Genomic DNA, 26,196 nt, shown 5'->3' with positions numbered 1-26,196 from the left:
CCTCAGTTCTTGGTGGCTTCCTCGACGACTACCTGACCGCCGGGAATCATACCCACGCCTTCCACATTGTTGCGCACGGCATAGACGTCCTTGGTCGTGTAAAGAAGGACATGTGGCGCCTGCTCATTGATCTCCTTCTGCGCTTCGACATAGAGCTTGTTGCGCTCGCCTTCGTCCTGGATATTGGAAGCGTCATCAAGGAGCTTGTCGAGCTTTGGATCGTTGAAGAAGCCGAGATTAGCGCCGACGGGCGCCGAGCTTGCGGAATGATAGAGCGGGCGCAGCTGAAGGTCAGCACCGTTCACGCTCGTGGACCAGGAAGCAATAACGGAGCCGGTGCCGTCGGCTTCCTTGCCCGCCAGATCGGCGAAGGCTGCCTTGGTCCAGACACCGCTTTCCATCCGGCGCACATCAAGCTTTACGCCAACTTTTGCCCACATGGCCTGCAGCAGTTCGGCGATGCGTGCTTCCGGCTCTTGCACGGCAACCGACATCGAGAAGCCATCCGGATGGCCAGCTTCAGCCAGCAGGGCCTTCGCCTTGTCCAGATCAAGCGTATAGGGTTGCAATGACTTGTCGTAGCCGTTCATGACCGGAGGCAGCGGGGAGTTAGCGGGAATGGCGTAACCCTGCATGATGGCGCGCACGAGTCCGTCGCGGTCGGTGGCATAGTTCAACGCCTGTCGCACCCGCATATCATCCAGCGGTTTCAGCTTCGTATTAAGCGCGACCCAGAAAACAGCCGCGCCATCGGAACTGATAACCTTCACATCGTCGCTTGCAGAAAGCTGGGCCGCAAAAGCGGGTGGCAACGGGCTTACCACATCCGCGTCACCGGTCTGGATCGCCATGTTCATTACCGACGGCTCGGATGTCCAGGTCCATTTGATCTCGTCTGCGCCTTTGGGGACACCGCCCCAATAATCCGGGTTCTTTTCTTCCAGCACATACTCGCCGGACTTATATTCCTTGAACTTGTATGGGCCAGTGCCAACCGCTTTTGCGCCCAGCGTTCCCGTATCGTCCGCGGTGGGGCTGACGATCCAGTTGGACGGCGTAGTGAGCAAGGCCAGAAATGCCGGGTACCGCTTCTTGAGCGTAAAGCGTACGGTTTTGTCATCAACCGCTTCGACCTTCTCGATCACGAGGCGCAGGCGACCGCTTGCCGCCAGACCGCGCTTCGTGTCGAGATGGCGGGCGTAGTTCTTCACCACAGCATCCGCATTGAACGGTGTTCCGTCATGAAATTTGACACCCTCGCGCAGCTTGAACGTCCACACGAGCCCCGTATCGTCCCCGGACCATTCGGTGGCAAGCGCAGGCGCAACAGGGTTGCTTTCAGTCTGCTTGAGCAGGCCGTCATACATAGGATCAAGCACAGAGGCTGTATAGGTTGCCGTCTGGTCACCCGGATCCATCGAGCGCGGAGCCTCGCTCTGCATAACGGTCAAAGTTGCGGCCGCAGCCTGCAACGGCAAAAGAGAAACGCCTGCCAAAAAAGCGCCGCCGAGCACGGCAACGCGGAAACAGTTGAACGATCGGCTGATAAACATCCCGGACCCCCTCTTTGTCTTAAGATTCGCTCAAATTTTGATTGGATCATTTCAGAACCAATTAGGCATTGATTTGTTCACTTATTGAACTTAGTGTCAAGCATGAAGTCAAATCGCCATGGGCCAGCCCTCTTGTTCACCGCAACGCAACGACAGATATTACGAGCCATCAGCGAATCCGGCCCGCTTAGCCGTACGGACCTCACGGCGGTGCTCGGGCTGAGTAAGGCAGCGATGAGCGGTCTTGCGCGCGACCTGATCGACAAGGGCGTATTGCAGGAAACCGTACCTGTTTACGGACAGGGGCGCCCTTCGCTTCTCCTGGATATCCATCCTGGTTGCGCCTTTCTGCTCGGTGTATCGCTCTTGCAGGACCCTGCTCCGATCGTACTGACCGACCTTGGTGGCGAAATCGTTGCCGAAGCCCAGATACCGTTATCCCGCGATCCCGAAACGATCGCAGCCAGCATTGCCGGTTCACTTTCAATACTTATCGGGGGCCAACCGGGAATGCGGGAAAGGCTGGCGGGTATCGGCATCGCGCTTTCCGGCTTTGTTGACCACACACAAAGCCGCTGTATCCAATCGACGCTGCTTGGCTGGCAGGATGTACCATTTGCGGAAATCGTCGCAGCCAAGGTAGATGTGCCGGTCTTCATCGAGAATGACGCGAAATCGGTCGCGGTCAGCGAAAAACTATTCGGCGAAGCCCGAGAAGTACAGAACTTCAGCCTTGTATCGCTTGGCGACGGTATCGGCTGCGCCCATTTCATCGATGGAAAGCTCTATCGCGGCAATCATGGCGGTGCGGGCGAAATCGCCCATCTGACGATCGAACCTGGCGGTGCACCCTGCCGTTGCGGCAAGCGTGGCTGCCTCGATACGGTTGCATCCATGAAGGCAATTCGTGAAACGGCCCGCGCCGAAGGGCTTTCCTGCGAGGCACTGGCTGACATTGAAACGGAAGCAGCGACCGGCAACGCCACCGCCATTCGTATCCTGCATCGCGCTGGATCAGCGCTCGGCCTCGCCATCGCGCATGTCATTCAGCTCAACGATCCCGGCGAAATTCTCGTCACCCATGACGAATATTCGTTCAACGGCTTGTTTGGCACAGTGATGCAGCAGGCCGTGGAGGCCAATGTCCTGCCGCGGCAGGCAGGTCAGACAGCAATTCGCACCCTGCGCGTCGACCAGACCGTATGGGCGCGCGGCGCCGCGGCCATCGCCGCACACCGATTTCTGGTTGGCCGGTAGGGCCGCAATGAAAATACTTCCATTGATCAATTGAGGTCACCCATGCGCATAGCCGTCGGCGGAATTCACACCGAATGCAGCACCTACAATCCGGTTTTGGCCGGGGTAGAAGAATTCATCGTCCTGCGCGGAGAGGAACTCACCGCCTCCCCTCGTTTCGCCTTCCTCAAGGATTATGATGCTGAGTTCGTTCCAACGCTTCATGCCCGCGCCATTCCTGGCGGGCCGGTTTCCCTCGCGGCCTACGAGTCGTTCAAGGCCGAATTTCTGGAACGGCTGAAAGCCTCCCTTCCCATTGACGGCCTTTACCTCGCCATGCACGGGGCGATGTATGTGGAAGGCATGGAGGACGCGGAAGGCGACTGGATTTCCGCGGCTCGCGCCGTCGTCGGCGATGACTGCCCGATCTCGACGAGTTACGATCTTCACGGCAATGTCACGCAACGCATTCTCGATGCGCTCGATATGTTCTCGACCTACCGCACCGCTCCGCACATCGACGTCGAAGAAACAATGCGCCGCTCCGTAAGCATGTTGGTTCGCTGCCTTTCCGAAAAGGTGAAGCCCATCCTCTTGTGGGCACCCGTACCGGTGGTGCTGCCGGGAGAACGCACATCGACGGAAGATGAGCCGGCAAAGGGCCTCTATGCGCGCCTGCCGGATCTGGATACCATTCCAGGCATATGGGATTCGTCGCTGATGGTAGGTTATGTCTGGGCCGACGAACCGCGAGCAACCGCTGCTGCGATCTTCACAGGTACCGACCGCGGCGTTCTTGAACGCGAAGCCAAGGCGCTTGCCGCCGCCTATTGGGATGCGCGCAAGGATTTCGTCTTCGGTTGCGAAACTGGCTCCATTGAGGAATGTGTTGCCCGCGCGGTGGCAAGCCCTACAACTCCCGTCGTTCTGGCGGATTCCGGTGACAACCCGACCGGTGGCGGTGTCGGCGACCGTGCCGATGTGTTGCGCGAACTCATCCGTCAGGATGCGCAAGGTGTCATCGTCGCGGGCATTACCGATCGCCCGGCAGTCGAACAATGTTTTGCCGCATCAGCAGGCGCCGAACTGGATCTGACAATCGGCGCTACATTGGACACGAACGGCAGCAAGCCGGTCCGCATCCATTGCCGGCTACGCAGCCTTCACGATGCGGCGAAACCAGTCGATAGGCAAGCGGTAGTGACAGTGGGTGGTGTAGACCTTGTCCTTTGCGCGAAGCGGCGCCCCTATCACAATATCTCGGACTTCACCACGCTCGGGCTTGATCCTCGCCGGGCGAAAATCGTGGTGGTCAAGTCCGGATACCTTTCCCCCGAGCTTGCACCCATCGCCAATCCGAATCTGATGGCGCTATCTCCCGGCGTCGTGGACCAGTTTGTCGAGCGGTTGCCTCGCCTCCGCAAGACACGGAATACGTTTCCGTTCGACCGCGACTTTATCTTCGAGCCGGAAATCCGGCTCTCCGCCCGTTCCGCTTGACAGGAGATATCAACGTGACAGCCAGCGCCATGCAACAAGCCGCCGCGTCCCCAGTGCTTTCCGTATCGAATCTCGTGACGGCATTTGAAGCGGATGGCGCATGGCGCCCCGTGGTCAAGGGCATTTCCTTCGAGGTCGGACAAGGGGAAACGGTTGCCATCGTCGGTGAATCCGGTTCTGGCAAAAGCGTCACATCGCTCTCCATCATGCGTCTGCTCGACCCTGCCCGCAGCCGAATAAGCGGTGAAGTGCATCTGGGAAATCGCAATCTTCTCGCACTTTCGGAGCGCGAGATGCGCCGAGTACGTGGCCGTGACGTTGCGATGATTTTTCAGGAGCCGATGACCAGCCTCAACCCGGTTTTCACGATCGGACGGCAGATATCGGAGGCCCTGACGTGTCACGGCGGTATTGATCGCGCTACCGCGCGTTCTGAAACCCTACGGCTTCTGGACAAGGTCCGCATTCCCAACGCGGCCGCGCGATATGACGACTATCCGCATCAGTTCTCCGGGGGCATGCGCCAGCGGGCCATGATTGCCATGGCGTTGGCAAGCCGTCCGAAACTGTTGATCGCCGACGAGCCGACGACCGCACTGGACGTGACGATCCAGGCTCAGATCCTCGATCTCGTCAAAACTCTTCAGGCAGAAGAAGGCACATCTGTGCTTTTCATTACGCACGACATGGGGGTCGTGGCGGAAATCGCCGACCGCACCCTCGTCATGTATCGTGGCGAAGTGGTGGAGCAGGGAACGACGGCCGATATCTTTCATCGCGGCAAGCATCCCTATACGCGTGCGCTGCTTTCCGCTGTTCCGCATCTGGGATCGATGGACGGAAAGACTGAGCCGTTGCCATTTCCTGTGGTGGACATGGCGACCGGTGAAAAGCGTGAACCGCAGCCGATGGCAAACCACCCCAAAGCAATTGAACCGGTGTTGCGGGTGAAAAATCTCACCACACGTTATCAGATCAGAGGTGGCGTTTTCGGGCGCCCCATCGGCGCCGTTCATGCCGTCGAGAATGTATCCTTCGATCTGTTTCCCAGGGAAACGCTGGCCCTGGTGGGAGAATCCGGCTGCGGTAAATCTTCCATCGGCCGTACGATCATGCGACTCACCAACGCGCATGGCGGCTCCATTTCTCTAGACGGAAAAGATCTTTTGTCCCTGCCGGCAGAAGAATTGCGGCGTGCGCGTCGCGATGTGCAAATGATCTTCCAGGATCCTTTCGCAAGCCTCAATCCCCGCATGAGCATCGGCAATGCCATCGCCGAGCCCATCGTCCAGCATAAGCTTGCAGGCAAGACGGAGGCCCGCGAAAAAGCGGCTTCATTGCTGGAAAGAGTAGGCCTCTCAGCAGATATGATGAAACGCTATCCGCACGAATTCTCCGGTGGGCAGCGCCAGCGTATCTGCATCGCCCGCGCGCTGGCACTCGACCCCAAGGTGATTGTTGCCGATGAATCCGTTTCTGCGCTCGATGTGTCGATCAAGGCCCAGGTCTGCAATCTCCTGTTAGATCTTCAGGACAGCCTCGGCCTTTCCTATCTCTTCATCAGCCACGACATGGCGGTGGTCGAACGCGTCAGCCATCGCGTGGCAGTGATGTATCTCGGTGAGATCGTCGAAATCGGCCCCCGCGCCGATGTCTTCGGGAACCCACAGCATCCCTACACCAGGAAGCTGATGGCGGCGGTACCTGTGCTAGATCCTGAACGAAGACATATCAAGCGCAGCCTTAACGCAGATGAATTGAAAAGCCCGGTCCGCCCACTCGGTTTTGTTCCGCCGGAGCGGAACTACCGAGAGGTTTCTCCGGGCCACTTTATTGCGGCCTAGGGTGAGGACTCCGATCTGCACCGAGAGGTACCCGGCTTACAGGCCAAACCAAGAAGCTAGATTACCGATACCCGATCGCGATGGGCAGTTCTATGCACTGTCTCCACTCAAAGCAGTCCGTTCCCGGGAAATATGGTCGGCGCGACTTGACGCCGATCTTCAAAAAAAGTGAACTTTTGCTGGAAGGGTGATATTGCCGACAAACTGGCAGCGGCGGGGCTATTGAGCGTCTCGGGGGTGGAATGCGTGAAGAAGGTATCCTGAACCGCCCCGGGTTTGCCGGCGGTGCAGCGGGCGATGTCGCAACCCTTCCGTAGCGACTCCTTCCGTAGCGACTGTCGCCAGACCTTGCGCACGCCATAGACCTGGAAGTTCTCGTTGAACACCCGGCGTATCTCGACCTTCATTGCAATGTCGCGTCGGGCTCGGTCGACAGACGGTCGACGTCCATGCGCTTGGCGATAACCTCATAATGGGTGGACGGGGCAATCGGCAGCAGTCTGCAGATCGGCTCGACCCCGAGCGCCGAACGGGGTGCGTCGATGAAGGAAATCATCGCTTGCACGGGCGGTCGAGCTCCGCCTGGGCAAAATACGCCGAGGCTTTGCGCAAAATCTCGTTCACCTGACGAAGTTCGCGGTTCTCCCGCTCCAGAGCCTTCATCTTCTCCGCGACATCACTCGCCAACCCACACGCTTGCCGCTGTCCACCTCAGCCTTCTTCACCCCCATCATGGAGCGTATGCGCCGAGCAGCCAATCTTGGCGGCTATGGAAGACACAGCCGCCCATCGCGAAGGATGCTCCGCTTCATGATCGATCACCATTCGAACGGCGCGAGCGCGGACTTCAGGAGAAAACTTGTTTGTCGTCTTGCTTGTCATAGACCTTACTTCTCACGAGTTGAGGTCTCCGGCAAAGGGCGGTTCAAACCCTATATCACTGCTTATCGACGAAACGTTTGCAACAGACCCTGAAATCAAGCATTGTTTCCTACGGACTCCGAAGGTTCGTCTGCAAAAGGGGGAAACGCTGCGCATTCCATTGAACTTCGCCCAGTTGCGTGTAGTTGAGACTGCCATCCGCCACGCCAGTTTCGAGCGCGCCGCTGACGAGTTGCATGTTACTCCAAGCGCCATCAGCCAGCAGATTGCCAAGTTCGAGCGCTCGCTGGACACCCGGCTGTTCGAGCGGCATGCTCGGGGCCTCACGGTTACGTCGCAGGCGCTGGAACTTGGCCAGAGACTGGCAATCGCCTTCGATATCGTGGATAAGGCGATGGACGCACTGACCGAGGAGCGCGCCAGCGGTCCGGTACGGCTGCGCATCTATCAGACTTGGGCGACGCGCTGGTTGATCCCTCGTCTAGCCGGGTTGCATGCCCGTCGCCCCGATGTCCGCGTGCAATTCGAAACCGGGATGCAGCAGGCCGATTTTCAGCGTTCAGGCTTGGATTTTGCAGTGCAGTTCGTGTCCCGCCCTGACCCGGATCTGCTAGTGACGCCCTTGTTCCCGCAAGTGCTGGTGCCAGTTTGTGCCCCGGCGCTGGCGGCGGGGTTGGACGAACCTGACAGTTTGTTCAGGCAGCCGCTGATCGCCTCAGCCAACCGGATGGAAGATTGGGGGATCTGGTTTGCGGCAATTGAACTGGACGTGCGCGTTCCGCAGCCGCAACTGGTTTTCAGCAATTCGACATTGGCCTATCAAGCGGCGCTGGCGGGCAGCGGCATTGTTATCGCTCAGGCACATCTGATTGAGCAGGAGATCGCCTCGGGGATGTTGGTCGCACCCTATCCGGTCGGTGTGGATAGTGGCCAAATCGTCGGTCTGGTAGAGCCAGCCGGGCGGCGACTGCGCGCCGCTGCCCGCGCCTTCAAGGACTGGATTCTTTCCGAGGCTCCAATCAACGATCATGATCCGAATTTCTTGACCGAAATCCGACCTGTGACTGGCTCAGCGAGGGCCCTCCCACTGCCATCAAACTGAATGGCGGCGCAGGAAGTTTAGAATTTCGTCGCTGGCCGGCGGCTCTTGGAACTCGGGCGCGCCATGGCCGATGCCGCTAAGCTGCACCAGCCGGCTTTCCACCCCCGCCAGCCGCAGATGCGCGTCCAGAATCACGCTCTGGCTGAAGGGGATCACCCGATCATGGTCGCCATGCAACAGCAGGAAGGGCGGCGCATCTGGCGTGACATAGGCGACAGGGCTAGCGCGGCGGGCCAGGTCGGGATGCTTACGCACCTCGGCGCCCAACAGTTGGTTTGCGGGCGCATCCTCGGAATCGTGGTCCAACCCGCCCAACATAGGCCCGGCCATGGCGATCAAATCGCTTGGGGCATAGATCGCCACCACCCCGCGCAATGGCACTGCCGGGCCGAACTCGGGTTCGGCCACGGCCAGCGCCGCGAGGCTTGCTAGATGCCCGCCGGCCGAGGCGCCGCTGAAGAACATCCTATCCCCGTCAATGCCGTGATTCACGGCTTGGGCCAGCAAATGCGCGGCGGCATGGCGATAATCCTGAACCTGCGCTGGAAAGGGCGCGTCCATCGCTAGACGATAGCCAACGCTGGCCAAGGCAAAGCCGTGCTCCAGCACATGCATCATACGGATTGCGCGCTTGTCGCGACGCACCCAGCCGCCGCCATGAGCAAAGACCACTACTGGCACCGGACCCTCTGCGCCTGACGGCAGGTAAAGGTCATAGCTCTGCCGCGGATGCTCGCCGAAAACGATGTCGCGCAGTACCCGCACCCCGGCGGGTGGCTCGGGGTCCGGGATGGGTGTGCCCTTGTGGACATAAGCGGGCGAGGCGGAAATGGTGCTCATGCTGTCTCCGGTAAAAGGGGCTTGCAAGGACCGAAATGCGGCCTGCCCGCCAATTTCAGTTCAGCACGACGCCCAGCTTGCGCTGATACCATTCGGCCAGCCAGGCAAAGGCCCCCTCATCCAGTGTAGTGGCACCGGAGAACTGGCGCGCTGCAGCCTCGCCGGTTGATTGCGGGTAATCACCGATCTCGGCCTTAGCCTTGGCGATAAACTCGGGATCAGTAAAGACCTTCTCGAAGATAGCAATATAGGCTGCAGCCACTGGCTCGGGGGTCTCGGGCGGCAGCACCAGAGCCTTTCCAGTGCTGATCGAGGCGTTAAACAGCGCCACCCAAGCGCGCCGGGCAGGCCCTTCTAGCGGCTTGCCGTGGGTCTGCTGATATAGTTCGAAGAAAGTCGGCAGTTCGGGGAAGCCCGGGTCGCGGCCGATGTTCCCTTGTGCATCAGCAAAGCCGAAGCTCATCAGCGGGATCGCTTGGCCGGCGTCGACCAGCGGCTGGACATTACTGGAAAAGGCGGCGGGTGACTGGTGATCGACATTAAATTCGCCCCGCTCGAAGGCGATGCGGGCGGCACCGCGCTGAGTGCCGAAGACCGGCTTCACTTCTAACCCCAGCAGGTCCAGCGCTAAAATGGTCAGCACGTCTGCCGAGGTGGGCGAGGCTGCGCCATAGACAAGTGGCGCTTTGATATTCTTGATACCTTGTCCCGGTTTGGCGCCAGTCTTGTCAGCGACATATATCACAGCTCCGAGAGGCGACAGGTAGATGGGCGTAAAATCCTCGATCTTGAACCGCACTTGCCGGTCGCGTAACAAGTTCGCCATGAACACCGAGGAAGACATCGCGAGCAGTGCACTGCCGTCAGTCTCGGCCGATTTGAAAAATTGGTTCGTTCCCGGCAGCCCGCCGCCGCCTGGCTGGTTCTGAACCAGTATCGTCGGGTCGCCTGGCAATGATTTTTGCAGAAAGGGCGCGATCATCCGCACCAGTGTGTCGCTGCCCCCGCCTTCGGCAAAGGGCACGGTGATGTTGACCTGCGCGGGGGCGAAATTGTCTTGCGCGCTGGCTACTAGGGGCATCAGAGCCAGTAGCCCAGCCAAAGTAATGGCCTTGCTCATGCGTATCATGTCTCTACTCCTCCTCAAAGAGATGCGATTTCGGTGATGATGCCCGCAGGCATGTGGATTACGGCTAGATGGGCTAGACCCCAGAATACTGCGGCAGCGGCCATGGCGAAACCGATGGCGGCAACGGGCCTCGCCCGCGCCTCGACAGTCAGAAAGGCGGCCAGCAGGATGGCGCCGCCGGCAAAGAAGCCCAACGTTGCGATCAACCCCAGCCCGCCCATGATCCAGGCCAGCGGACGTAATGGACCGGGGGTACCAGGCTTGCGACCCGCTTCCTGGTCCAGCAGCATATGTGGGCGGCGGCGTGCCAAGCCCAGCATCAGCACAAGCGTGCAGAGAATGCCCAAGCCCGCCACCGCCATTGGAAACATCCTACCCAGAGGAGAAAAGGCGGTTAGTGTAACCATGGCCCCAGCAAAGACGGCCAGCAGCAGCGCCGGAATGGCGAATTGCACCGTGGTCAGCGGAGCGACGGCGCTTTCTCTCCCAATCGACTCCGTATCCAGCTTGTGCGATGCCAGCAGCGTACGCGCCAGAGTCGCCAGGATGATGATGCCGACTATCAGGACGATGGGACGCAGGAAGAAATCGCCAAAAGTATAGATCTGAGCGCTCTGGTAAAGAAGCACCTCAAGGTTGTCCTGCAGTACGAAGCCGATCAGGAAGGCGGGGCGAGCGTAGCCGAAGCGGCGCAAGAACACACCCAGTAGACCAAAGCCGGCCAACACTGCCAAGTCCAGCGGCGCGCGGCTGGATTGCAGCACCGCAAAGCTAACCACCAGCAGAAGGATCGGTGCCAACCAGACGAACGGAATGCGGGTCAATCGGGCAAAAGTGCCAGACAAGCAGTAGCACGCCAGCGTGCCGATGACATTGGCCAGTGCTAACGCCCAAACAATGCTGAACGTCAGCGGCAGGTTTCCCTGTACCATCGCCGGTCCCGGTTGGATGCCTATCAGAATCAACCCCGATAGGAACAGCGCCGTTGAACCCGAACCCGGCACTGCAAACAGCAGCGTGGGCAGGAGGGCGCCGCCAAGGACGGCGTTGTTCGAGCCCTCGACCGCAATGACGCCGCGAATGTCGCCCTTGCCGAACTGGCTTTTATCCTTGGCCGAGCGCACGGCATGACCGTACGCTAGCCAATCCACGACCGAGCCGCCGATCCCCGGAAGCGCCCCGATCAGGCAGCCCAAGCCCGACGTGCGCAGGACCAGCCCCTTGTTCTGAATGACGTCACGAATTCCCTGCCGCTCGCCACCCTTGAGCAGCGGCTGCTGTGAGATTGTAGTGCCGCTGCGCAGCAGGTCCACAATTTCCGGAATAACGAAGATGCCGAGGACGCAGGCGACAAGTGAAAAGCCGTCTCCAAGGTGATAGATGCCGAAGTCCAGCCGGTATTCCCCTGTCGCCGGCGCTGCGCCCACTGCGCCGATCAGCAGGCCCAGGCAGCAGGCTGCTAGGCCTTTGCCCAGACTTGCTCCCGATAGGGCGGCCACACTAGCCAAGCCGAAGATCACCAGCATCAGCATCTCGGGCATGCCGAAGTACAGGATGATTTGGCGTGCGATCAGCAAGCTGCCGGTCAACACCATTGCCCCGAATAGTCCGCCCAACATCGAAGCGAAATAGGCTGCCGACAGCGCTCGCCCCGCTTCGCCCCGCTTGGCTAGGGGAAAGCCGTCTAAAATAGTGGCCTGAGACGAGGTTGAGCCGGGCACTCCCAGAACAATGGAGGTGACCGTGTCCCCGGTTGCTACTGTCGCCAACATCCCGATCATTAACGCCAGCGCCGCGCCTTGATCCAGTCCGAAGATGAAGGGCAAGATTAGCGACATGCCTGCCGTGGCGCCTAGCGCAGGCAGTACGCCGACTACCAGACCCAGCGCAGCCCCAGCAACAAGATAAAGTGGCGTCCCGCCGGAAAAAAGCAGGCCAAGCCCACTTAGGATACTTTCAATCATGGTTCCTCCTTGCACGCCGAGACGCATCTGCAAGGATTGACGTTGCGCCAAGACGACGCCAGGTGCAAAGGAGAAAACCTAAGCCAAGAATTAGAAGATCTAATGTGGGATCTGTTGCGAACGTATCGTCAACGAGCACTGATATAGGTTTCAGGTTTCAAGAAGCTGGATTATTCGATGTTCAAAGACCGCCATTTTGATAAGTCCGTCATCCTTCTGTGTGGCTGGTGGTAGCCGACTTAAAATCAGAGGCGGCTCGGGAAATCTGCACAGCTAGGATAAGTGGAAAATCCGCCTGACTTCGGCTTAGATGCCGGGGAACAGGAGGTATCATGACGAGACGACCGCGCCGGAACCATAGCCCGGCTTTCAAGGCAAAAGTGGCGCTTGCTGCGATCCCGAGGTGAGCAGACTCTGGTGGGGATCTGTCGCAAATTTTCACTTTTTCCTTGCTATGCATCTTTGCTTTGTGTGGTCGAGGAAAGCGTGAAACGATGGCAGGCGAATTCAAGGGTGTTCATTTCCCCAAAAGGGTCATCCTGCATGCAGTCTTCTTTTACATACGCTATCCGGTTTCCTATCGTGAGTTACAGGAAATTCTGGCGGAACGCGGCGTCTGCGTTGACCATGCGACTTTGAACCGATGGGTGGTTCGCTACTCTCCCCAGATCGCCGCTCAAGCCAAGATGTGCAAGCGACTCACCGCCAGTTCCTGGCGTGTTGATGAGACCTATCTCAAGGTTCGGGGCCAATGGACCTACTTGTATCGAGCGATTGGCCGCGATGGCCAAACACTTGATTTCATGCTGTCCGAGCGCCGGGATCTGGCCGCCGCCCGCAGTTTTTTCAAGAAAGCCATTGCAGCCAACGGCGTTCCCGAGAGGATTGTCATCGACAAGAGCGGAGCCAATCTGGCTGGGCTGCAAGCTGTCAACACGATCCTGAAATTCGCCGGAACCGGAAGGGTCATTGAAATTAGACAGCTCAAGTATCTCAACAATATCCTTGAACAGGATCACCGCTCCATCAAGCGGCTTCCAAAACCGATGATGGGCTTCAAGGCGTTTCATTCGGCGGCCGCCCTTGCCGGCATCGAGGTCGCCTACATGATCCGCAAGAACCAGTTCGCCAACGACAATCGCTCACCATTCAAGATCTTCGCCGCGCTCGCAGCATAAATCCGTTTATAGTTAAGGCCGACTGTACCCAAACGAAAATTTGCGACAGAACTTTCTATGTGCGCGATCGCTGCGCCAGCCTTTCACGTTGCACCGTACGGATTAGGCCATCAGCAGGAGGCGTCGCCTTAATCTGGGAGTGGACGCACTTCTCTGCGCAGGCCGTCTTTCATGCACTGATAGACATGGCGATGTATGGCATAACTATGCGCGAACAACGGTAATATTGTATGCCCCTCAGTCACAGCCATTTAAACCAGCTAACGATGGGCCTACCATTCCGAAGATGTTGATTTTCACGGAGAGGTGAAAATCAACACCGGGCCTTTTTGACAGGCGTGCTTTCAGATCACGATGCGTCGTAAAGTGGCTTACTCCATGCTGTAATTAATAGTTAAGCAAAGATGAACATTGAAATTAGTTCAGTCAATATCTGATGTATCAGATATTGACACATCAGATTTCATGCTTCATGATCATGGGGTAAATACGGATGAAAAGCAGGTGCGCCTTTGCGTGATAGTGTTTCCCCATTCTCACCCATCAAGGTGAAGAGCCTCAGAGATCATGTGCATGACGATCTGCGGGAGGCGATCATCTCGGGTCGGTTGAAGTCCGGCGACAGATTGAATGAGCGACAATTGGCAGCTGACCTCGGTATCAGCACCAGCCCTTTAAAAGAAGCGCTGCGCCAGCTTGAAGGTGAGGGGCTTGTGCGCACGGAAGCACGGCGCGGTACATTTGTTTCGTTCAATGCGCGGCAGGCCGAAGAGATGACGCTGGCGCGTGCAGCGCTTGAAAGCATTATCGCGCGACAGGCTGCAAAACATGGCGATGAAGAAGCTTTTGCCTTTCTTCACGCAGTCATTGAGGAAATGCGGGCAGCCGTCGAATCGGGCGATGTGGATGCGCTGATCGAGCTCAATGAGAAATTTCATGATGCCATTCACGAGGCATCGGGATGCGAATATCTGCGGCGGCTGCAAAATGCGCAGCGGATGTATGACCATGCAGCACGGGTGACGGTGCTTTCTCGCGAAGATGTGCGCCGCCAGTCATTTGGCGAACACGAAGCGATCATGCAGGCCATTACGGCCAGAAACGGGGATTTGGCCGAACGATTGATGCGGGAGCATATCGTGAAAGCGGGGGATACACATATCGAACTGGTCTTCTGACCAGTACCTGGGAGGGTAATATGAATTTAGCGGAATACCGCGGGGTGCTGAGAGGCATCTCGGGCGTGCATGCGACTGCCTATAACGCAGATGGCGAGATTGATGCCGCTCTAACCACCGAAATTGTTGCACGTATCGCAAAAGCTGGCGTGCACAACATCGTCACCGGCGGCAATACAGGTGAGTTCTACAGCATGACTGTGGATGAAGTGATCCGCCTGCAGGCAATCGCCGTCAAAGCGGTTGATGGCAAAGCTGCGGTAACGGCCGCAGCCGGACGCTCGGTCCGCGATGCAATCAAGGTATCAAAAGCCGCACAAGCTGAGGGTGCGGATGGCGTGATGATCCATCATCCACTTGATCCCTTCGCTGCCCCTCATGCACAGGTCGATTACTTTATCGAAATTGCAGAAGCCACCGACCTTCCGATCGTTGCCTATATCCGCTCCGATCTGATCCCATTGGATGAGATGGTGCGGCTTGCAACCCATCCGAAAGTTGCCGGTGTGAAATTCGCATCGCAAAATACGATGTTGTTCTTTGAATGCTGCCGCGCAACCAAGGGAACCGATGCGACCTGGATTTGCGGTCTCGCCGAAAGCTGGGCACTGCCGTTTTACGCTTTAGGCGGACGGGGTTTTACATCCGGTCTCGTTAATGTGGCTCCTGACCGCTCGCTGGCTGTGTGGAACGCGCTGGAAGCTGGCGATTACGCCCGTGCTCGTGCCGTTGTTGAAAGCATCGCCGATTTTGAAACCATGCGGACCAAGTACCGCAATGGTGCAAACGTCACAGTGGTCAAGGAAGCACTGCAAATTCAGGGTCTTGCTGTCGGCGATGTGCGGCTACCGGGTCTGCCTAAACTTGAAACGGCTGACCGCAAGGCGCTCGAAAAGGTCGTTGCGGGGTGGGAGACCGATGCAATTGTCTGAAAAATAGAAAACCGGCGCGTACCGACAGGAGGAAGCGGTGTGTGCGGGACAAGTAAAAAAGGTGGAGGAGAACATGACCAAAGGAATTTCACGCCGCACATTCATGGCGGGGGCCGGACTAGCAACTGGCGCAGGACTTTTGCTGCCCAAAGGTGCTGCATGGGCACAATCGGCAAAGCTGCCATCATCGCCTGTCGCCCTGAATGTCATTGACGCGGCGGGCAATCTCGCGCTGACGCAGCCGATTTTCGACAATTTTGCTTCTGAACAAAAAGCGCTCGTTTCGCGCTTTACGTTCAACAAAGCACCTGCACCGGAACTGCCGGGCAAGATCAAGGCGCAACAGCGCGCCAACCGTATCGATATCGATCTGGTGATTATTGGCCCAGATGCGCTATCTGCAGGGCTTGCTGACGATATCTGGACCGATATTATTGCTCTTCCAGACAATGGCCTGCCAAAATTGCAGGATATCTATCTTGAGCCCGCCTGGCGTATGCAGGAAATGTCAAAGGGCAAAGGCGTTGTGGTTTCCTATTACCCGTCCGGTCCATTGCTCGAATATCACCCTGAGAAGGTCAAGACGCCACCAAAGACGGCCGAAGAGCTTCTGGCCTGGACCAAGGAAAATCCAAACAAATTCATCTATGCACGTCCGGCAAATTCGGGCCCGGGCCGCACATTCCTGATGGGCCTGCCTTACCTTCTTGGCGACAGCGATCCGAAAGATCCGGTCAAGGGCTGGGACAAGACCTGGGCCTATCTCAAGGAACTGCACAAGAACATCGAATATTATCCCGCTGGCACCGGCGCTCTGATGAAAGAGCTCGGCGAAGGCACACGCTACATGACCGCAACCACAACCGGTTGGGATATCAATCCGCGTGCGTTGGGCGTTGTTCCAAAAGAAATGGCAGTCAGCAAACTGGAAGGTTTCCACTGGGTCTGTGACGCGCATTACTTCGCAATTCCGAAAGGCGTTTCCGAAGACAAGGTCGCGGTCCTGATGGAGTTTATCAAATTCGCGCTCAAGCCTGATCAGCAGGCCTATTCCTACGATGCGGGCTATTTCTATCCGGGTCCTGCAGTCAAGGATGTCACGATCGAGATGGCGCCAAAGGAAAGCCAGGACGTGATTGCCGAGTTTGGTCGTCCGGAATATGCCGACTGGATTGCAAACAATCCGATTGAGTTGCCGCTTGAGCCGGAAGCGCTGGTAGCTGCTTTCCGGCGCTGGGACGAAGACGTCGCAGCCAGCTAAGGCTCCTCCAAAGCGTCAATGGCGGATCATATGGTTCGCCATTAGCCGCCTAAGATCACCACTCAATTTACGGTGCTTGCGTCAATGTCCTTTCAAGAACTTCGGCTTGATCGAATGAGCCGCTCATTTGGAACTTTCAATGCGCTGAAGGAAATCAACCTCACGATTGGAAAAGGTGAGTTCATTGCCCTTCTGGGCCCTTCAGGCTGCGGAAAATCCACGGCGCTTAACTGTATCGCAGGTCTTCTGGGTACGACCGGCGGCGGTATCTATATTGATGAAAAACGCGTCGATCAGCTTAAGCCTGAAGATCGCGGTTTCGGCATGGTGTTTCAGAACTATGCCCTGTTTCCACATATGAACGTGCTGCAGAATGTTGGCTTTGGCCTCAAGATGCGCGGTCTTCCCAAAGCCGAAATAGACAAGCGATCGCGGGCAGCGCTGGCACTTGTCAGACTGCAGGGGCAGGAAGCAAAACTTCCCGGCCAGCTTTCTGGCGGGCAGCAGCAACGTGTTGCCATTGCGCGCGCTATCGTGATTGAGCCGCCTGTCGTGTTGATGGATGAGCCGCTCTCTAATCTTGATGCAAAGCTGCGTCTTGAGATGCGCGCCGAGATCAGACGTATTCATAACCAGCTTGGTTCGACGACAATCTATGTAACCCATGATCAGGATGAGGCCTTGTCTCTCGCGGATCGTATTGTGGTGTTGCGTGATGGGGAAATCCGGCAGGTCGGCAAGCCGCATGAGCTTTATGAAGCCCCGCGCTTTCAGGATGTTGCAGCCTTCATGGGCTTCCGCAACGCTTTAAGTGGCAAGGTTGTGCGCATTGATGACGGACAGGCAACAATCGACGTTTCGGGCAGCGAACTGACCGGGCGCGCGATGGACACGCTGCAGCCTGGAAGTAGCGCTATTATCATGGCGCGTGGAGATGATGTTGTGTCGGGTGAAAAAGGCCGCAACACAATTGCTGCCACCGTCGAGACAATTGAATATCGAGGCCGTGAATATGTCGGCATAGCGCGGACTGAAAGCGGTATGGAAATGGTCTTTCATGGACCGCAGGAAGTTGCGCCGGGCGCAAAGATCACGCTCGGTATCGATGCAGGCCATGCGCTGGTCTTTGCGAGCGAGGCTTAGGCCATGGCGGAAGAACGATTTTCCGAACAGGCTTTGAGCCCCGGCCTGCGTCAAAGGCTCGCCAATCGCGGTTTCGATGGGGTGACACTGCTCATTCTGCCAGCGCTGCTCTTCATTATCGGCGTTTTCATTTACCCGTTTCTCTATGGCCTCGTCCTGTCTTTCAACCCGCTTGATGGCGGCGGGGCACTGGCTAATTATCGCAAGTTCTTCTCTGATCCCTATCTCTATAAAACCATAGGTGCGACGCTCTGGCTGGCTATTCCGGTGACGCTTATCAGCGTCCTGTTTGCCGTTCCAATTGCCATGCGCGTCCGGCTGATGCCGCGGCAACGTCTTCTGACGACAATCCTGGTTCTGCCAGTCACTCTGGGAACGGTTTTGATTGCCGAAGGGCTTTTGAATTATCTCGGACCGCAGGGCTGGTTCAGCCGTAGTCTGATTGCCATTGGCCTGATCGATAATCCGTTGAAGCTCACCAATAATTACTGGGGTGTCTTTGCATCGCTTGTGATTACCGTGTTTCCATTCACTTTCCTGCTGACGCTTTCCTATATTTCCGGCATCGATCCGGCCTTGGAACGTGCCGCAGCAACGCATGGAGCAAACAGCTGGCAGCGCTTCCGCCATGTCATGTTACCGCTTCTGGTGCCGGGGCTTGTGGTGGCCGCATGTCTGACATTCGTGCAGGCTTTTGCGGTATTTCCTTCCGCTGTTCTTCTGGGGGCACCATCCGGCCCCACGCGTGTGATTTCCATTGCCGCGGCGCAGGCAGCTTTCGAGCAATATGATGACTCCATGGCATCATCCATCGCCATGATCATGGCCGCCGTACAATTGCTCGTGGTGGGTGCTTTGCTCGGCCTTCGTTCGTTCTTCTATCGCGGTTCGACCGCTGGCGGGAAAGGATAGACCATGATCCGCGATACATCTGTCCTTTCAAAGCTCTGGATTACGGTTGTCTGGCTTGTAACGGGCTTCTTTGTCCTCAATGTACTGGCTGTCATTGCCGCGGTTGTCGTCTCGAGTTTTGGCACACGCTGGCTTGGCACATGGCTGCCCGATGCGCTCACAACACGCTGGTATGCCGCCGCATGGGCCGAATTCCAGCTTGATCAGGTGCTGCTGGTCACTTTCCAGGTTGTGTTTGCCGTCGTCATCCTTTCCGGATTTCTCGGGGTGACAGCAGCTTACGCCATGGCGCGCCGGGATTTTCCGGGCAAGAAAATCGTTCTGCTGATTTTCCTTCTGCCGCTTCTGGTTCCGCCCATTACATTTGGCATTCCGCTCGCGACAGTGCTCTACAAGTTTGGTGTTGGTGGGACTTTCTGGGGTGTGGTTCTGGCTAATCTTGTGCCGACGGTCCCCTTTGTCATCCTTGTGATGGTGCCGTTTATCGAGCAGATCGATCCCAAGGTTGAAGCAGCAGCGCGGGTCTTTGGTGCGGGCACCTTCAAACTGTTTCTGCATGTTTTGCTGCCAATGCTCACCCCGGGCATTCTTGCAGCCATGCTGCTGGTGCTGGTGCGCACGGTTGCCATGTTCGAACTGACCTTCCTGACGGCTGGCCCGACATCGCAGACGCTGGTGGTCGCGCTTTATTATTCCGTCTTTGCGGCAGGTGTCCGCTCGGTTCAGTCCATTGATGCAATGGCCGTCATCTACATGGTGACATCACTGGTCTGGCTTCTGCTGGCACTGCGCTTTGTCAACCCAACGCAGATTGTTGCGCGCAGTCGCCAGCCGTCTGCGCAGTGATAGGCCAAAGGTTTTAGGCCAGAATTTATTCGGAGTGCATGATGAAAATTACGGCCATTGAAACCGTACAGCTGCCGCACCTCAACAATATTTTGTGGGTGCAGGTCCATACCGATGAGGGGATTATCGGCTTGGGCGAAACGTTCCGCGGGGCCAATGCGGTTGCTGCCCATATTCACAGCGATATCGCTCCGCAATTGGTGGGCCAGAACCCTCTGGAAATTGATCGCATTTCAAAATTGTTGCTGGAGCCTTATGTCGGCTTCCGCTCTTCGGGTGTGGAGATACGCGCGGCCTCGGCCATTGATATCGCGCTTTGGGATATTTTCGGGCAACTGACCAATCAGCCGATCCATCAGTTGCTTGGTGGTCTCTCGCGTCCCTCGATCCGCACCTATAATACCTGTGCGGGCTATACCTACAACAAAAGCGGCACCCGTCGTTATATCGGCGATCAGGATGACGCAAAGGAAGGCCCTTACGAAGATCAGCTGGCGTTTCATCGTGATGCCGGAGCGCTTGCGCAGAGCCTGTTGTCAGAAGGTATTACGGCTATGAAAATCTGGCCGTTCGACCCCTTTGCGGTGAGCAGTGGCGGCAATTACATTCACGCCACCGATCTCGACAAGGCGCTGGTTCCATTTCGCCAGATCCGCGATGCGGTGGGCGATCAGATGGAAATCATGGTCGAGTTTCATTCGATGTGGGATCTGACATCGGCACTGACGATTGCGCGTGAACTCAAAGCCTTTCGGCCCTTCTGGTCGGAAGATCCTATCAAGATGATGAACCCGCAGGCGCTGGCCGTTTATGCGCGTCAGTCCGGCATTCCCGTCTGCGCCAGTGAAACTATGGCAACTCGTGCGCAGTTTCTCGATGTGCTGCGTGCCGACGCATCCGATTATGTGATGCTTGACATTTCATGGTGCGGCGGACTTTCCGAAGCAAAGAAGATTGCAACCATGGCCGAGGCGTTCCAGCGCCCCATAGCGCCGCATGATTGTACTGGTCCGGTGGTTTTCGCAGCCTCGATCCATCTTTCTCTCAATGCACCCAATGCGATTTTTCAGGAATCTGTGCGCGCCTATTACACCTCATGGTATCGCGATCTGGTGACTGTGATGCCACGCATCGAAAAGGGTGTGATCTATCCGTTTGAAGGTGCCGGTCTGGGACTCAAACTCTCTGACTTCGTTCTTGATCACCCCGATGTGGTCCGTCGTAAAACGGGGGCTGTGTGATGGCCCAATTTCGCTGCATAGCCGATCTGCGCGGACAACTCACTGAAAGCCCTGTCTGGGATGACAGACGTAAAACGCTGTTTGCATGCGATATCAACGGGCAGAAAGTTTATGAGATTGATCTCGATAAAGGGCCGCTGTGCGAATGGTCTTTCGAGACTGCAGTTCCTTGTCTCGGGCTTGCGGAAAGCGGTCGACTGGTCGTTTCGCTTGCGCGCGAGATTATCCTGTTTGATCCCGAAACATTGGAACGCCAGACTCTTTGGGATGGTTATGACGAGCCGGAAACATCGCGCTTGAATGACGGCAAGGTTGGACCGGACGGAGCCTTCTGGATCGGTAGCATGGATGCGCGTCCACAGCGTGAAGCCATTTCAAAACTCTATCGTGTGACTGCTGATGGCAAAGCCGAAATCAAGGCGGAAGGCTTTGAGATTTCTAACGGCCTTGCATGGACTGCCGATGCTGCAACGATGTTCCACACAGATTCCCGTGGGCCATGGATTGATCGCTATGATTTTGACGTCGAAACCGGATCAATAAGCAATCGTACCCGCATTGCTGATCTTGATGAAGAGGCGGGGCGTCCTGATGGTGGCGCTTGCGATGGTGATGGCAATTACTGGAGTGCCGGAGTTTCTGCTGGTGTCCTCAACCGCTTTAATCGCAATGGAAAGCTGCTCGATCGCATAGCGGCTCCTGTTCCTGCACCGACAATGCCATGTTTTTGCGGCCCGGATCTTACGCTTCTTGCCGTCACCTCTCATCGCCTAGGAGCATCTGAAACATTGGAAGCTGCACCGCAATCAGGTGGCATTCATCTCATGCAGGCGCCTGTTGCGGGTGCGAAAATTGCCAGAATGAAGGGAGTTTGAACGGATGAAACGTCTGCTTCTCACCGGCGCGTCAGGCAATCTGGGGCGTGTGCTGGCTAAAAGACTGACACAGGCAGGCTATTGGCTGCGCTTGTCCGATATCGCACCGTTTTCCGATGCTATGCCGGAGAATGCCGAGTTCATTCAGGCCGATCTGATGGATGCCGGTGCCATTACCGAGCTTGTGCGCGGTATGGATGCGATTCTGCACTTTGGTGGCATTAGTGTGGAGCAGCCTTATGATGTGGTTGCCAAAGCCAATCTGCTTGGTGTTACGCATGTTTTTGAAGCGGCAAGGGCTGAAAAGCAGCGGGTCATTTTCGCTAGCTCCAACCATACGATCGGCTTTTATCCTCGGGACAAGGCGCTTGGTGCGGATGAATCATATAGACCCGACGGCTATTACGGGCTTTCCAAGGCGTATGGTGAACTGCTCGGGCGCATGATGTTTGACAAGCACGGTATTGAAAGCGTGCATCTGCGTATCGGTTCCTGCGTACCAGAGCCAACAGAAGCGCGGCATTTATCGACATGGCTTTCGCATGATGATCTGGTTCGGCTGCTGATAGCAGCTGTTGAAGCCCCAAAAACGGACGTTGCAATCGTCTGGGGTGTTTCCGCCAATGCGTCGCGCTGGTGGGAGAAAGATGATGCAGCGCTGATAGGTTATGTTCCGCAGGATGATGCTTCCCGCTACGGCGATCTAGCTGAAACCGGCGATCCTGTATCGCGCAGGTTTCAGGGCGGAACATTCACCGCTCATGACTACTCGCGTGAGGAATGAAGCTGTGGTGCCCATGGTTCTTGAACTCAACGCTTATAATTATCGTCTGAGGCTTGCCCCCCAATATGGAGCAACTCTGCTTGAGGCAGAGTGGCACCACCCGGAGGGCTCATGGGTAGAATTACTTGAGCCACTCGCAACACCCGAAGCGGGCCTGAAAGCGGGGTGTTTCGTGATGGCACCTTTTGCCAATCGCATAGATGGTGGGCGGTTCGCTTTTGAAGGAAAAACTGTTCGGCTGCCGATCAATGCGCCACAGGAAGGCATGGCTATTCATGGCTTTTCGAGGATGCATAGCTGGGAGGTGGTGGAGACCAGCGACAATCGGGTGCATGTGCGGGATGAGGTTCACAGTGACGACCATCCCTACTCATACAGGCTGGATCAAATCATCGATATTGCGCCTTATGGCTTTCGCATATCGCTAAGTATCCAGAATGAAGGCGACAGCGCTCTGCCGTTCGGCATTGGCTTGCATCCGTGGTTTTCTAAAACCAACAAGGCAATGCTCGAATTTCAATCCAATGGCGCACCACAGCTTGATAAACGCGGATTACCACAAGGTATCCCCAAAGCTATCGACTGGTTTACTCCGGGAAGCACAATTGCTCTATCAAAATTGTCGCTGGTGAATTGCTGCTTCAGCGGCTGGGACCGTGTGGCCATAATACGTTGGCCTGAAACATCAACCAGCCTCCGGCTTAAAGGCGAAGGCGCGTTGCGGCATCTCCATGTATTCAATCCACAGGATCGCGCAGTTTTTTGCGCTGAACCCGTAAGTCACCTGCCGGATGTCATCAATAGGCCAGCGCTTGGTGAGGATGCAGCCATGACAGTTCTCAATCCTAGAGAAGCGCTGACGGGTGCTCTCCTGTTTTCTGCTCATCCATTGCCAGCCAATGCACCTGGCACTTGCAGAAATTTGCGCAGCTCAAATACCGGGAAGGCACTGAAATGACCAGAAAAACATATGAAGATCTGCGTTCTGCGCGCTGGATGTTGCCAGATGATCAGCGTTCTTCGGGCCATCGTTCAAGAACCATGCAAATGGGGTATGGTCCAGCGGATTGGGAGGGCAAACCAATCATCGCGATCATCAATACCTGGTCGGATGCACAACCTTGTCATGCGCATTTCAAGGATCGTGTTGAGTGGGTAAAGCGCGGCATTCTGCAAGCAGGCGGCTTTCCGCTTGAGCTTCCCGCATTGTCGCTTTCTGAAAGCTATGTGAAGCCCACTACCATGCTTTACCGCAACATGCTGGCGATGGAGACGGAAGAGCTTTTGCGTTCTCATCCGGTTGATGGTGCTGTGCTGATGGGCGGCTGCGACAAGACCACACCGGCACTCATTATGGGTGCCACCAGTGCTGGCTATCCCTTCATCTTCCTGCCTGCAGGTCCCATGCTTCGTGGCAATTATGCTGGAAAGACGCTTGGATCTGGCACGGATATGTTCAAGTTCTGGGATGAACGTCGCGCAGGCACCATCGGTAAGGAAGAATGGCAGGGTATTGAAGGTGGCATTGCCCGCAGCTACGGCCATTGCATGACGATGGGTACGGCATCCACCATGACAGTGATTGCAGAAGCCATGGGGCTGTCGCTGCCAGGTGCATCATCAATTCCTGCGGCCGATGCCAATCATCAACGCATGTCAACGCAATGCGGTCGCCGCATTGTCGAGATGGTGTGGGACCATCTGACACCAGACCAGATTATCACACCGGCAGCGGTGAAGAATTCGGTTATTGTTGCAATGGCGACCGGTTGCTCCACCAATGCAATCATTCATCTGATTGCGATGGCGCGACGTGCAGGCGTTCCGCTCGAACTGGACGACCTTGATCGTATCGGACGAACAACACCTGTCATCGCTAATATCCGCCCCTCCGGCTCCACCTATCTGATGGAGGATTTTTATTATGCCGGCGGCATTCGCGCGCTGATGCGTCAGCTCGGCGACAAGCTCGATTCTTCAGCCATTACCATTACCGGAAAACCGCTGACCGAGGGGCTGGAAAAAGCGCAGATCTATAATGAGGATGTTATCAGGCCGTTGTCCAATCCGGTGTATCATGAAGGGTCACTGGCTGTCTTGAAAGGCAATCTCTGCCCGGACGGTGCAGTGATCAAGCCGGCTGCATGTGATCCCAAGTTTCATCGACATAAGGGACCGGCGCTGGTCGCAGACAGCTATTCTGAGCTGAAGAAAATTATCGATGATCCTGATTATCCGCTGACGCCGGACGCGGTTCTTGTGCTGCGCAATGCCGGTCCGCAGGGCGGGCCCGGAATGCCAGAATGGGGCATGATCCCGATGCCAAAAGCTCTACTGAAGCTTGGTCTCAGGGATATGGTGCGGATTTCAGACGCGCGTATGTCAGGGACAAGCTTCGGTGCCTGTGTGCTGCATGTGGCACCGGAATCCTTTATCGGCGGACCGCTGGCCCTGCTGAAAACCGGCGATATGGTCGAACTCGATATTCCGGCACGCAGCCTCAACATGCTTGTTTCTGAAGATGAGCTGACTGCCCGCCGTGCAGCTTGGCAAACGCCGGAACCTAAATATGAGCGTGGCTATGGCTTCGTCTTTTCCAAGCACGTTGAGCAGGCCGACAAAGGCTGCGATTTCGATTTCCTGAAAACCGATTTTGGTCGTCCGGTTGACGAGCCGGTCATTTATTAGGAGGCAGACCGATGTCAGACTATATTCTCTCGGACGAAACACGCGCCAAATTGAAGAAGGTTTCAACCGCATCCGTTGCCACCGCTCTCTATAAGCGCGGATTGCGCAACCAGTTCATTCAGGGCTCGTTTCAGGTAGCACGTAAACCGGAAAACATGGTCGGTCAGGCTTTTACGCTGCGCTATATTCCAGCGCGCGAAGACCGCAATCCGATCACTGTCTTCCGTGATCCCGATCACAAGCAGCGTGTGGCTATCGAAACCTGTCCTCCGGGATGTGTGCTGGTTATGGATGCGCGCAAGGATGCGCGTGCTGCGACCGCTGGTTCCATTCTGGTGACGCGCCTTGCCTTGCGGGGCGCTGCAGGGATTGTTTCGGATGGCGGTTTTCGTGATGTGACGGGCATTGGTGAACTTGACATGCCCGCTTACTGCGCCAAAGCATCGGCCCCGACAAACCTCACTCTGCATGAAGCCATCGACATCAATGTTCCGATTTCCTGCGGAGATGCCGCAGTGTTTCCGGGTGATGTTCTGGTGGGCGATGCTGACGGTGTCATGGTAATTCCGGCGCATCTTTGCGATGAAATTGCCGATGAATGCGTTGGCATGGAAGTCTTTGAAGATTTCGTTCTGGAAGAAGTGAACAACGGAGCGGCAATTATTGGGCTTTATCCCTGCACGAAGGATGAAAACCAGCGCAAATTCGAGAGCTGGCGCAAGAGCAGGTCAGAATGACAGAGCGTTGCGCGACACGCGAATATGTTTTCGCCTCAAGATCATCGGCACCACCAAGCCGGACTCGGTTGTCGGTGACGAGGTACCGACTTCAAACACGTGAAATGCCGGTTAAACAACTTTTGCGACAAAGCCGTGTCAATGGACAGGCTGACCGACGGCGTGACCATAAGCCAGTGATAGCTCCAGATTTTCGTTCTTACCATTTGACGGGGAAGCCACTTATGTTGGGGGGTGCGGACGAAAACTTGGACTATCATGGAGGTAGTTCATGTATTCCTACGAAGACCGGATGAGAGCAGTTGCGCTTTACATCAAGCTGGGCAAGCGCCCGAAAGCTGCTATTCGCCAGTTGGGCTATCCAAGCAAAA

At 56.5% G+C, this 26,196-nt stretch carries 21 protein-coding genes, 2 pseudogenes and 1 other annotated feature; of the genes and pseudogenes, 18 read left to right on the top strand and 5 right to left on the bottom strand.

Translation table 11 applies throughout. From position 1 onward, the window contains the following. Positions 1-2: 2 nt before the first annotated feature. On the bottom strand, positions 3-1,553 hold the full coding sequence (locus AC0TNJ_RS15825) for an ABC transporter substrate-binding protein (RefSeq protein ID WP_473771637.1): 1,551 nt from the start codon (positions 1,551-1,553) through the stop codon (positions 3-5). A 102-nt stretch (positions 1,554-1,655) separates the two neighbouring features. On the opposite strand from AC0TNJ_RS15825, the gene AC0TNJ_RS15820 reads away from it, so the two are divergent. From AC0TNJ_RS15820 to AC0TNJ_RS15810, 3 genes are read left to right on the top strand one after another with little or no spacing between them, the layout of a single operon-like run. Further along, positions 1,656-2,810, top strand: coding sequence for an ROK family protein (locus tag AC0TNJ_RS15820; protein ID WP_473766814.1), 1,155 nt, complete (start codon positions 1,656-1,658; stop codon positions 2,808-2,810). Positions 2,811-2,852: 42 nt separating this feature from the next. Next, on the top strand, positions 2,853-4,289 hold the full coding sequence (locus tag AC0TNJ_RS15815) for a M81 family metallopeptidase (protein ID WP_473766813.1): 1,437 nt from the start codon (positions 2,853-2,855) through the stop codon (positions 4,287-4,289). A gap of 29 nt (positions 4,290-4,318) precedes the next feature. Next, positions 4,319-6,133, top strand: coding sequence for an ABC transporter ATP-binding protein (locus tag AC0TNJ_RS15810; RefSeq protein WP_473771782.1), 1,815 nt, complete (start codon positions 4,319-4,321; stop codon positions 6,131-6,133). Between the two features lie 275 nt (positions 6,134-6,408). Here AC0TNJ_RS15810 and AC0TNJ_RS15805 read toward each other — a convergent pair. Further along, a pseudogene (locus tag AC0TNJ_RS15805) lies at positions 6,409-7,015 on the bottom strand (transposase); the annotation flags it as partial. Next, positions 6,615-6,731 (bottom strand) — a sequence feature (AL1L pseudoknot). It overlaps the preceding pseudogene by 117 nt. On the opposite strand from AC0TNJ_RS15805, the gene AC0TNJ_RS15800 reads away from it, so the two are divergent. Further along, positions 6,993-8,117 carry a LysR substrate-binding domain-containing protein gene (locus tag AC0TNJ_RS15800; RefSeq protein WP_473771636.1) on the top strand — a complete coding sequence of 375 codons (1,125 nt, stop codon included), beginning with the start codon at positions 6,993-6,995 and terminating at the stop codon, positions 8,115-8,117. The pseudogene AC0TNJ_RS15805 and the gene AC0TNJ_RS15800 overlap by 23 nt on opposite strands. On the opposite strand, the gene AC0TNJ_RS15795 is transcribed toward AC0TNJ_RS15800, so the two are convergent. From AC0TNJ_RS15795 to AC0TNJ_RS15785, 3 genes are read right to left on the bottom strand one after another with little or no spacing between them, the layout of a single operon-like run. Continuing rightward, on the bottom strand, positions 8,109-8,957 hold the full coding sequence (locus tag AC0TNJ_RS15795; protein ID WP_473771635.1) for an alpha/beta hydrolase fold domain-containing protein: 849 nt from the start codon (positions 8,955-8,957) through the stop codon (positions 8,109-8,111). The genes AC0TNJ_RS15800 and AC0TNJ_RS15795 overlap by 9 nt on opposite strands. 55 nt (positions 8,958-9,012) lie before the next feature. Continuing rightward, on the bottom strand, positions 9,013-10,086 hold the full coding sequence (locus tag AC0TNJ_RS15790; protein WP_473766849.1) for a Bug family tripartite tricarboxylate transporter substrate binding protein: 1,074 nt from the start codon (positions 10,084-10,086) through the stop codon (positions 9,013-9,015). A gap of 14 nt (positions 10,087-10,100) precedes the next feature. Beyond that, on the bottom strand, positions 10,101-12,050 hold the full coding sequence (locus AC0TNJ_RS15785; RefSeq protein ID WP_473771634.1) for a tripartite tricarboxylate transporter permease: 1,950 nt from the start codon (positions 12,048-12,050) through the stop codon (positions 10,101-10,103). Positions 12,051-12,382: 332 nt separating this feature from the next. Between AC0TNJ_RS15785 and AC0TNJ_RS15780 the strand changes: the two are divergent. The 14 genes and pseudogenes from AC0TNJ_RS15780 to AC0TNJ_RS15715 form a co-directional block, all read left to right on the top strand. Further along, positions 12,383-12,494 (top strand): annotated as a pseudogene (locus tag AC0TNJ_RS15780) (transposase); the annotation flags it as partial. Between the two features lie 50 nt (positions 12,495-12,544). After that, positions 12,545-13,228, top strand: a complete 684-nt coding sequence (locus tag AC0TNJ_RS15775; protein WP_473771633.1) for an IS6 family transposase — start codon at positions 12,545-12,547, stop codon at positions 13,226-13,228. A gap of 569 nt (positions 13,229-13,797) precedes the next feature. Next, the gene (locus AC0TNJ_RS15770; RefSeq protein ID WP_473766862.1) at positions 13,798-14,406 is read left to right on the top strand and encodes a GntR family transcriptional regulator; all 609 of its coding nucleotides are present in this window, start codon (positions 13,798-13,800) and stop codon (positions 14,404-14,406) included. A 20-nt stretch (positions 14,407-14,426) separates the two neighbouring features. Further along, positions 14,427-15,338 (top strand): dihydrodipicolinate synthase family protein, encoded by a 912-nt coding sequence (locus AC0TNJ_RS15765; protein ID WP_473766851.1) that lies wholly within the window; start codon positions 14,427-14,429, stop codon positions 15,336-15,338. A 73-nt stretch (positions 15,339-15,411) separates the two neighbouring features. Next, complete coding sequence (locus tag AC0TNJ_RS15760; protein WP_473766852.1) at positions 15,412-16,599, top strand: extracellular solute-binding protein; 1,188 nt, start codon at positions 15,412-15,414, stop codon at positions 16,597-16,599. Between the two features lie 84 nt (positions 16,600-16,683). Further along, positions 16,684-17,742, top strand: coding sequence for an ABC transporter ATP-binding protein (locus tag AC0TNJ_RS15755; protein WP_473771632.1), 1,059 nt, complete (start codon positions 16,684-16,686; stop codon positions 17,740-17,742). A gap of 3 nt (positions 17,743-17,745) precedes the next feature. Then, positions 17,746-18,654, top strand: a complete 909-nt coding sequence (locus tag AC0TNJ_RS15750) for an ABC transporter permease (RefSeq protein WP_473771631.1) — start codon at positions 17,746-17,748, stop codon at positions 18,652-18,654. A gap of 3 nt (positions 18,655-18,657) precedes the next feature. Continuing rightward, positions 18,658-19,500: an ABC transporter permease gene (locus AC0TNJ_RS15745; protein WP_473771630.1), complete on the top strand. Its 843-nt coding sequence runs from the start codon at positions 18,658-18,660 to the stop codon at positions 19,498-19,500. Between the two features lie 41 nt (positions 19,501-19,541). Continuing rightward, positions 19,542-20,741, top strand: a complete 1,200-nt coding sequence (locus AC0TNJ_RS15740) for a mandelate racemase/muconate lactonizing enzyme family protein (RefSeq protein ID WP_473771629.1) — start codon at positions 19,542-19,544, stop codon at positions 20,739-20,741. Continuing rightward, a complete protein-coding gene (locus AC0TNJ_RS15735; protein WP_473766855.1) occupies positions 20,741-21,616 on the top strand; it encodes an SMP-30/gluconolactonase/LRE family protein in 876 nt (291 codons plus the stop codon). Before AC0TNJ_RS15740 ends, AC0TNJ_RS15735 begins: the two co-directional genes overlap by 1 nt. 4 nt (positions 21,617-21,620) lie before the next feature. Beyond that, positions 21,621-22,400: an NAD-dependent epimerase/dehydratase family protein gene (locus tag AC0TNJ_RS15730; protein WP_473771628.1), complete on the top strand. Its 780-nt coding sequence runs from the start codon at positions 21,621-21,623 to the stop codon at positions 22,398-22,400. A 13-nt stretch (positions 22,401-22,413) separates the two neighbouring features. Continuing rightward, positions 22,414-23,358: an aldose epimerase family protein gene (locus tag AC0TNJ_RS15725; RefSeq protein WP_473771627.1), complete on the top strand. Its 945-nt coding sequence runs from the start codon at positions 22,414-22,416 to the stop codon at positions 23,356-23,358. Then, positions 23,355-25,088 carry an L-arabinonate dehydratase gene (gene araD / locus AC0TNJ_RS15720; RefSeq protein ID WP_473771626.1) on the top strand — a complete coding sequence of 578 codons (1,734 nt, stop codon included), beginning with the start codon at positions 23,355-23,357 and terminating at the stop codon, positions 25,086-25,088. The genes AC0TNJ_RS15725 and araD overlap by 4 nt, the downstream gene beginning before the upstream one ends. An 11-nt stretch (positions 25,089-25,099) precedes the next feature. Then, the gene (locus AC0TNJ_RS15715; RefSeq protein ID WP_473766859.1) at positions 25,100-25,825 is read left to right on the top strand and encodes a ribonuclease activity regulator RraA; all 726 of its coding nucleotides are present in this window, start codon (positions 25,100-25,102) and stop codon (positions 25,823-25,825) included. Positions 25,826-26,196 lie beyond the last annotated feature (371 nt).

The sequence above is a fragment of the Ochrobactrum sp. PL_is483 genome (assembly GCF_055816855.1).
The sequence above is the reverse complement of the archived record's forward strand: the minus strand, read 5'-3'. Positions and strand labels throughout refer to the sequence as shown.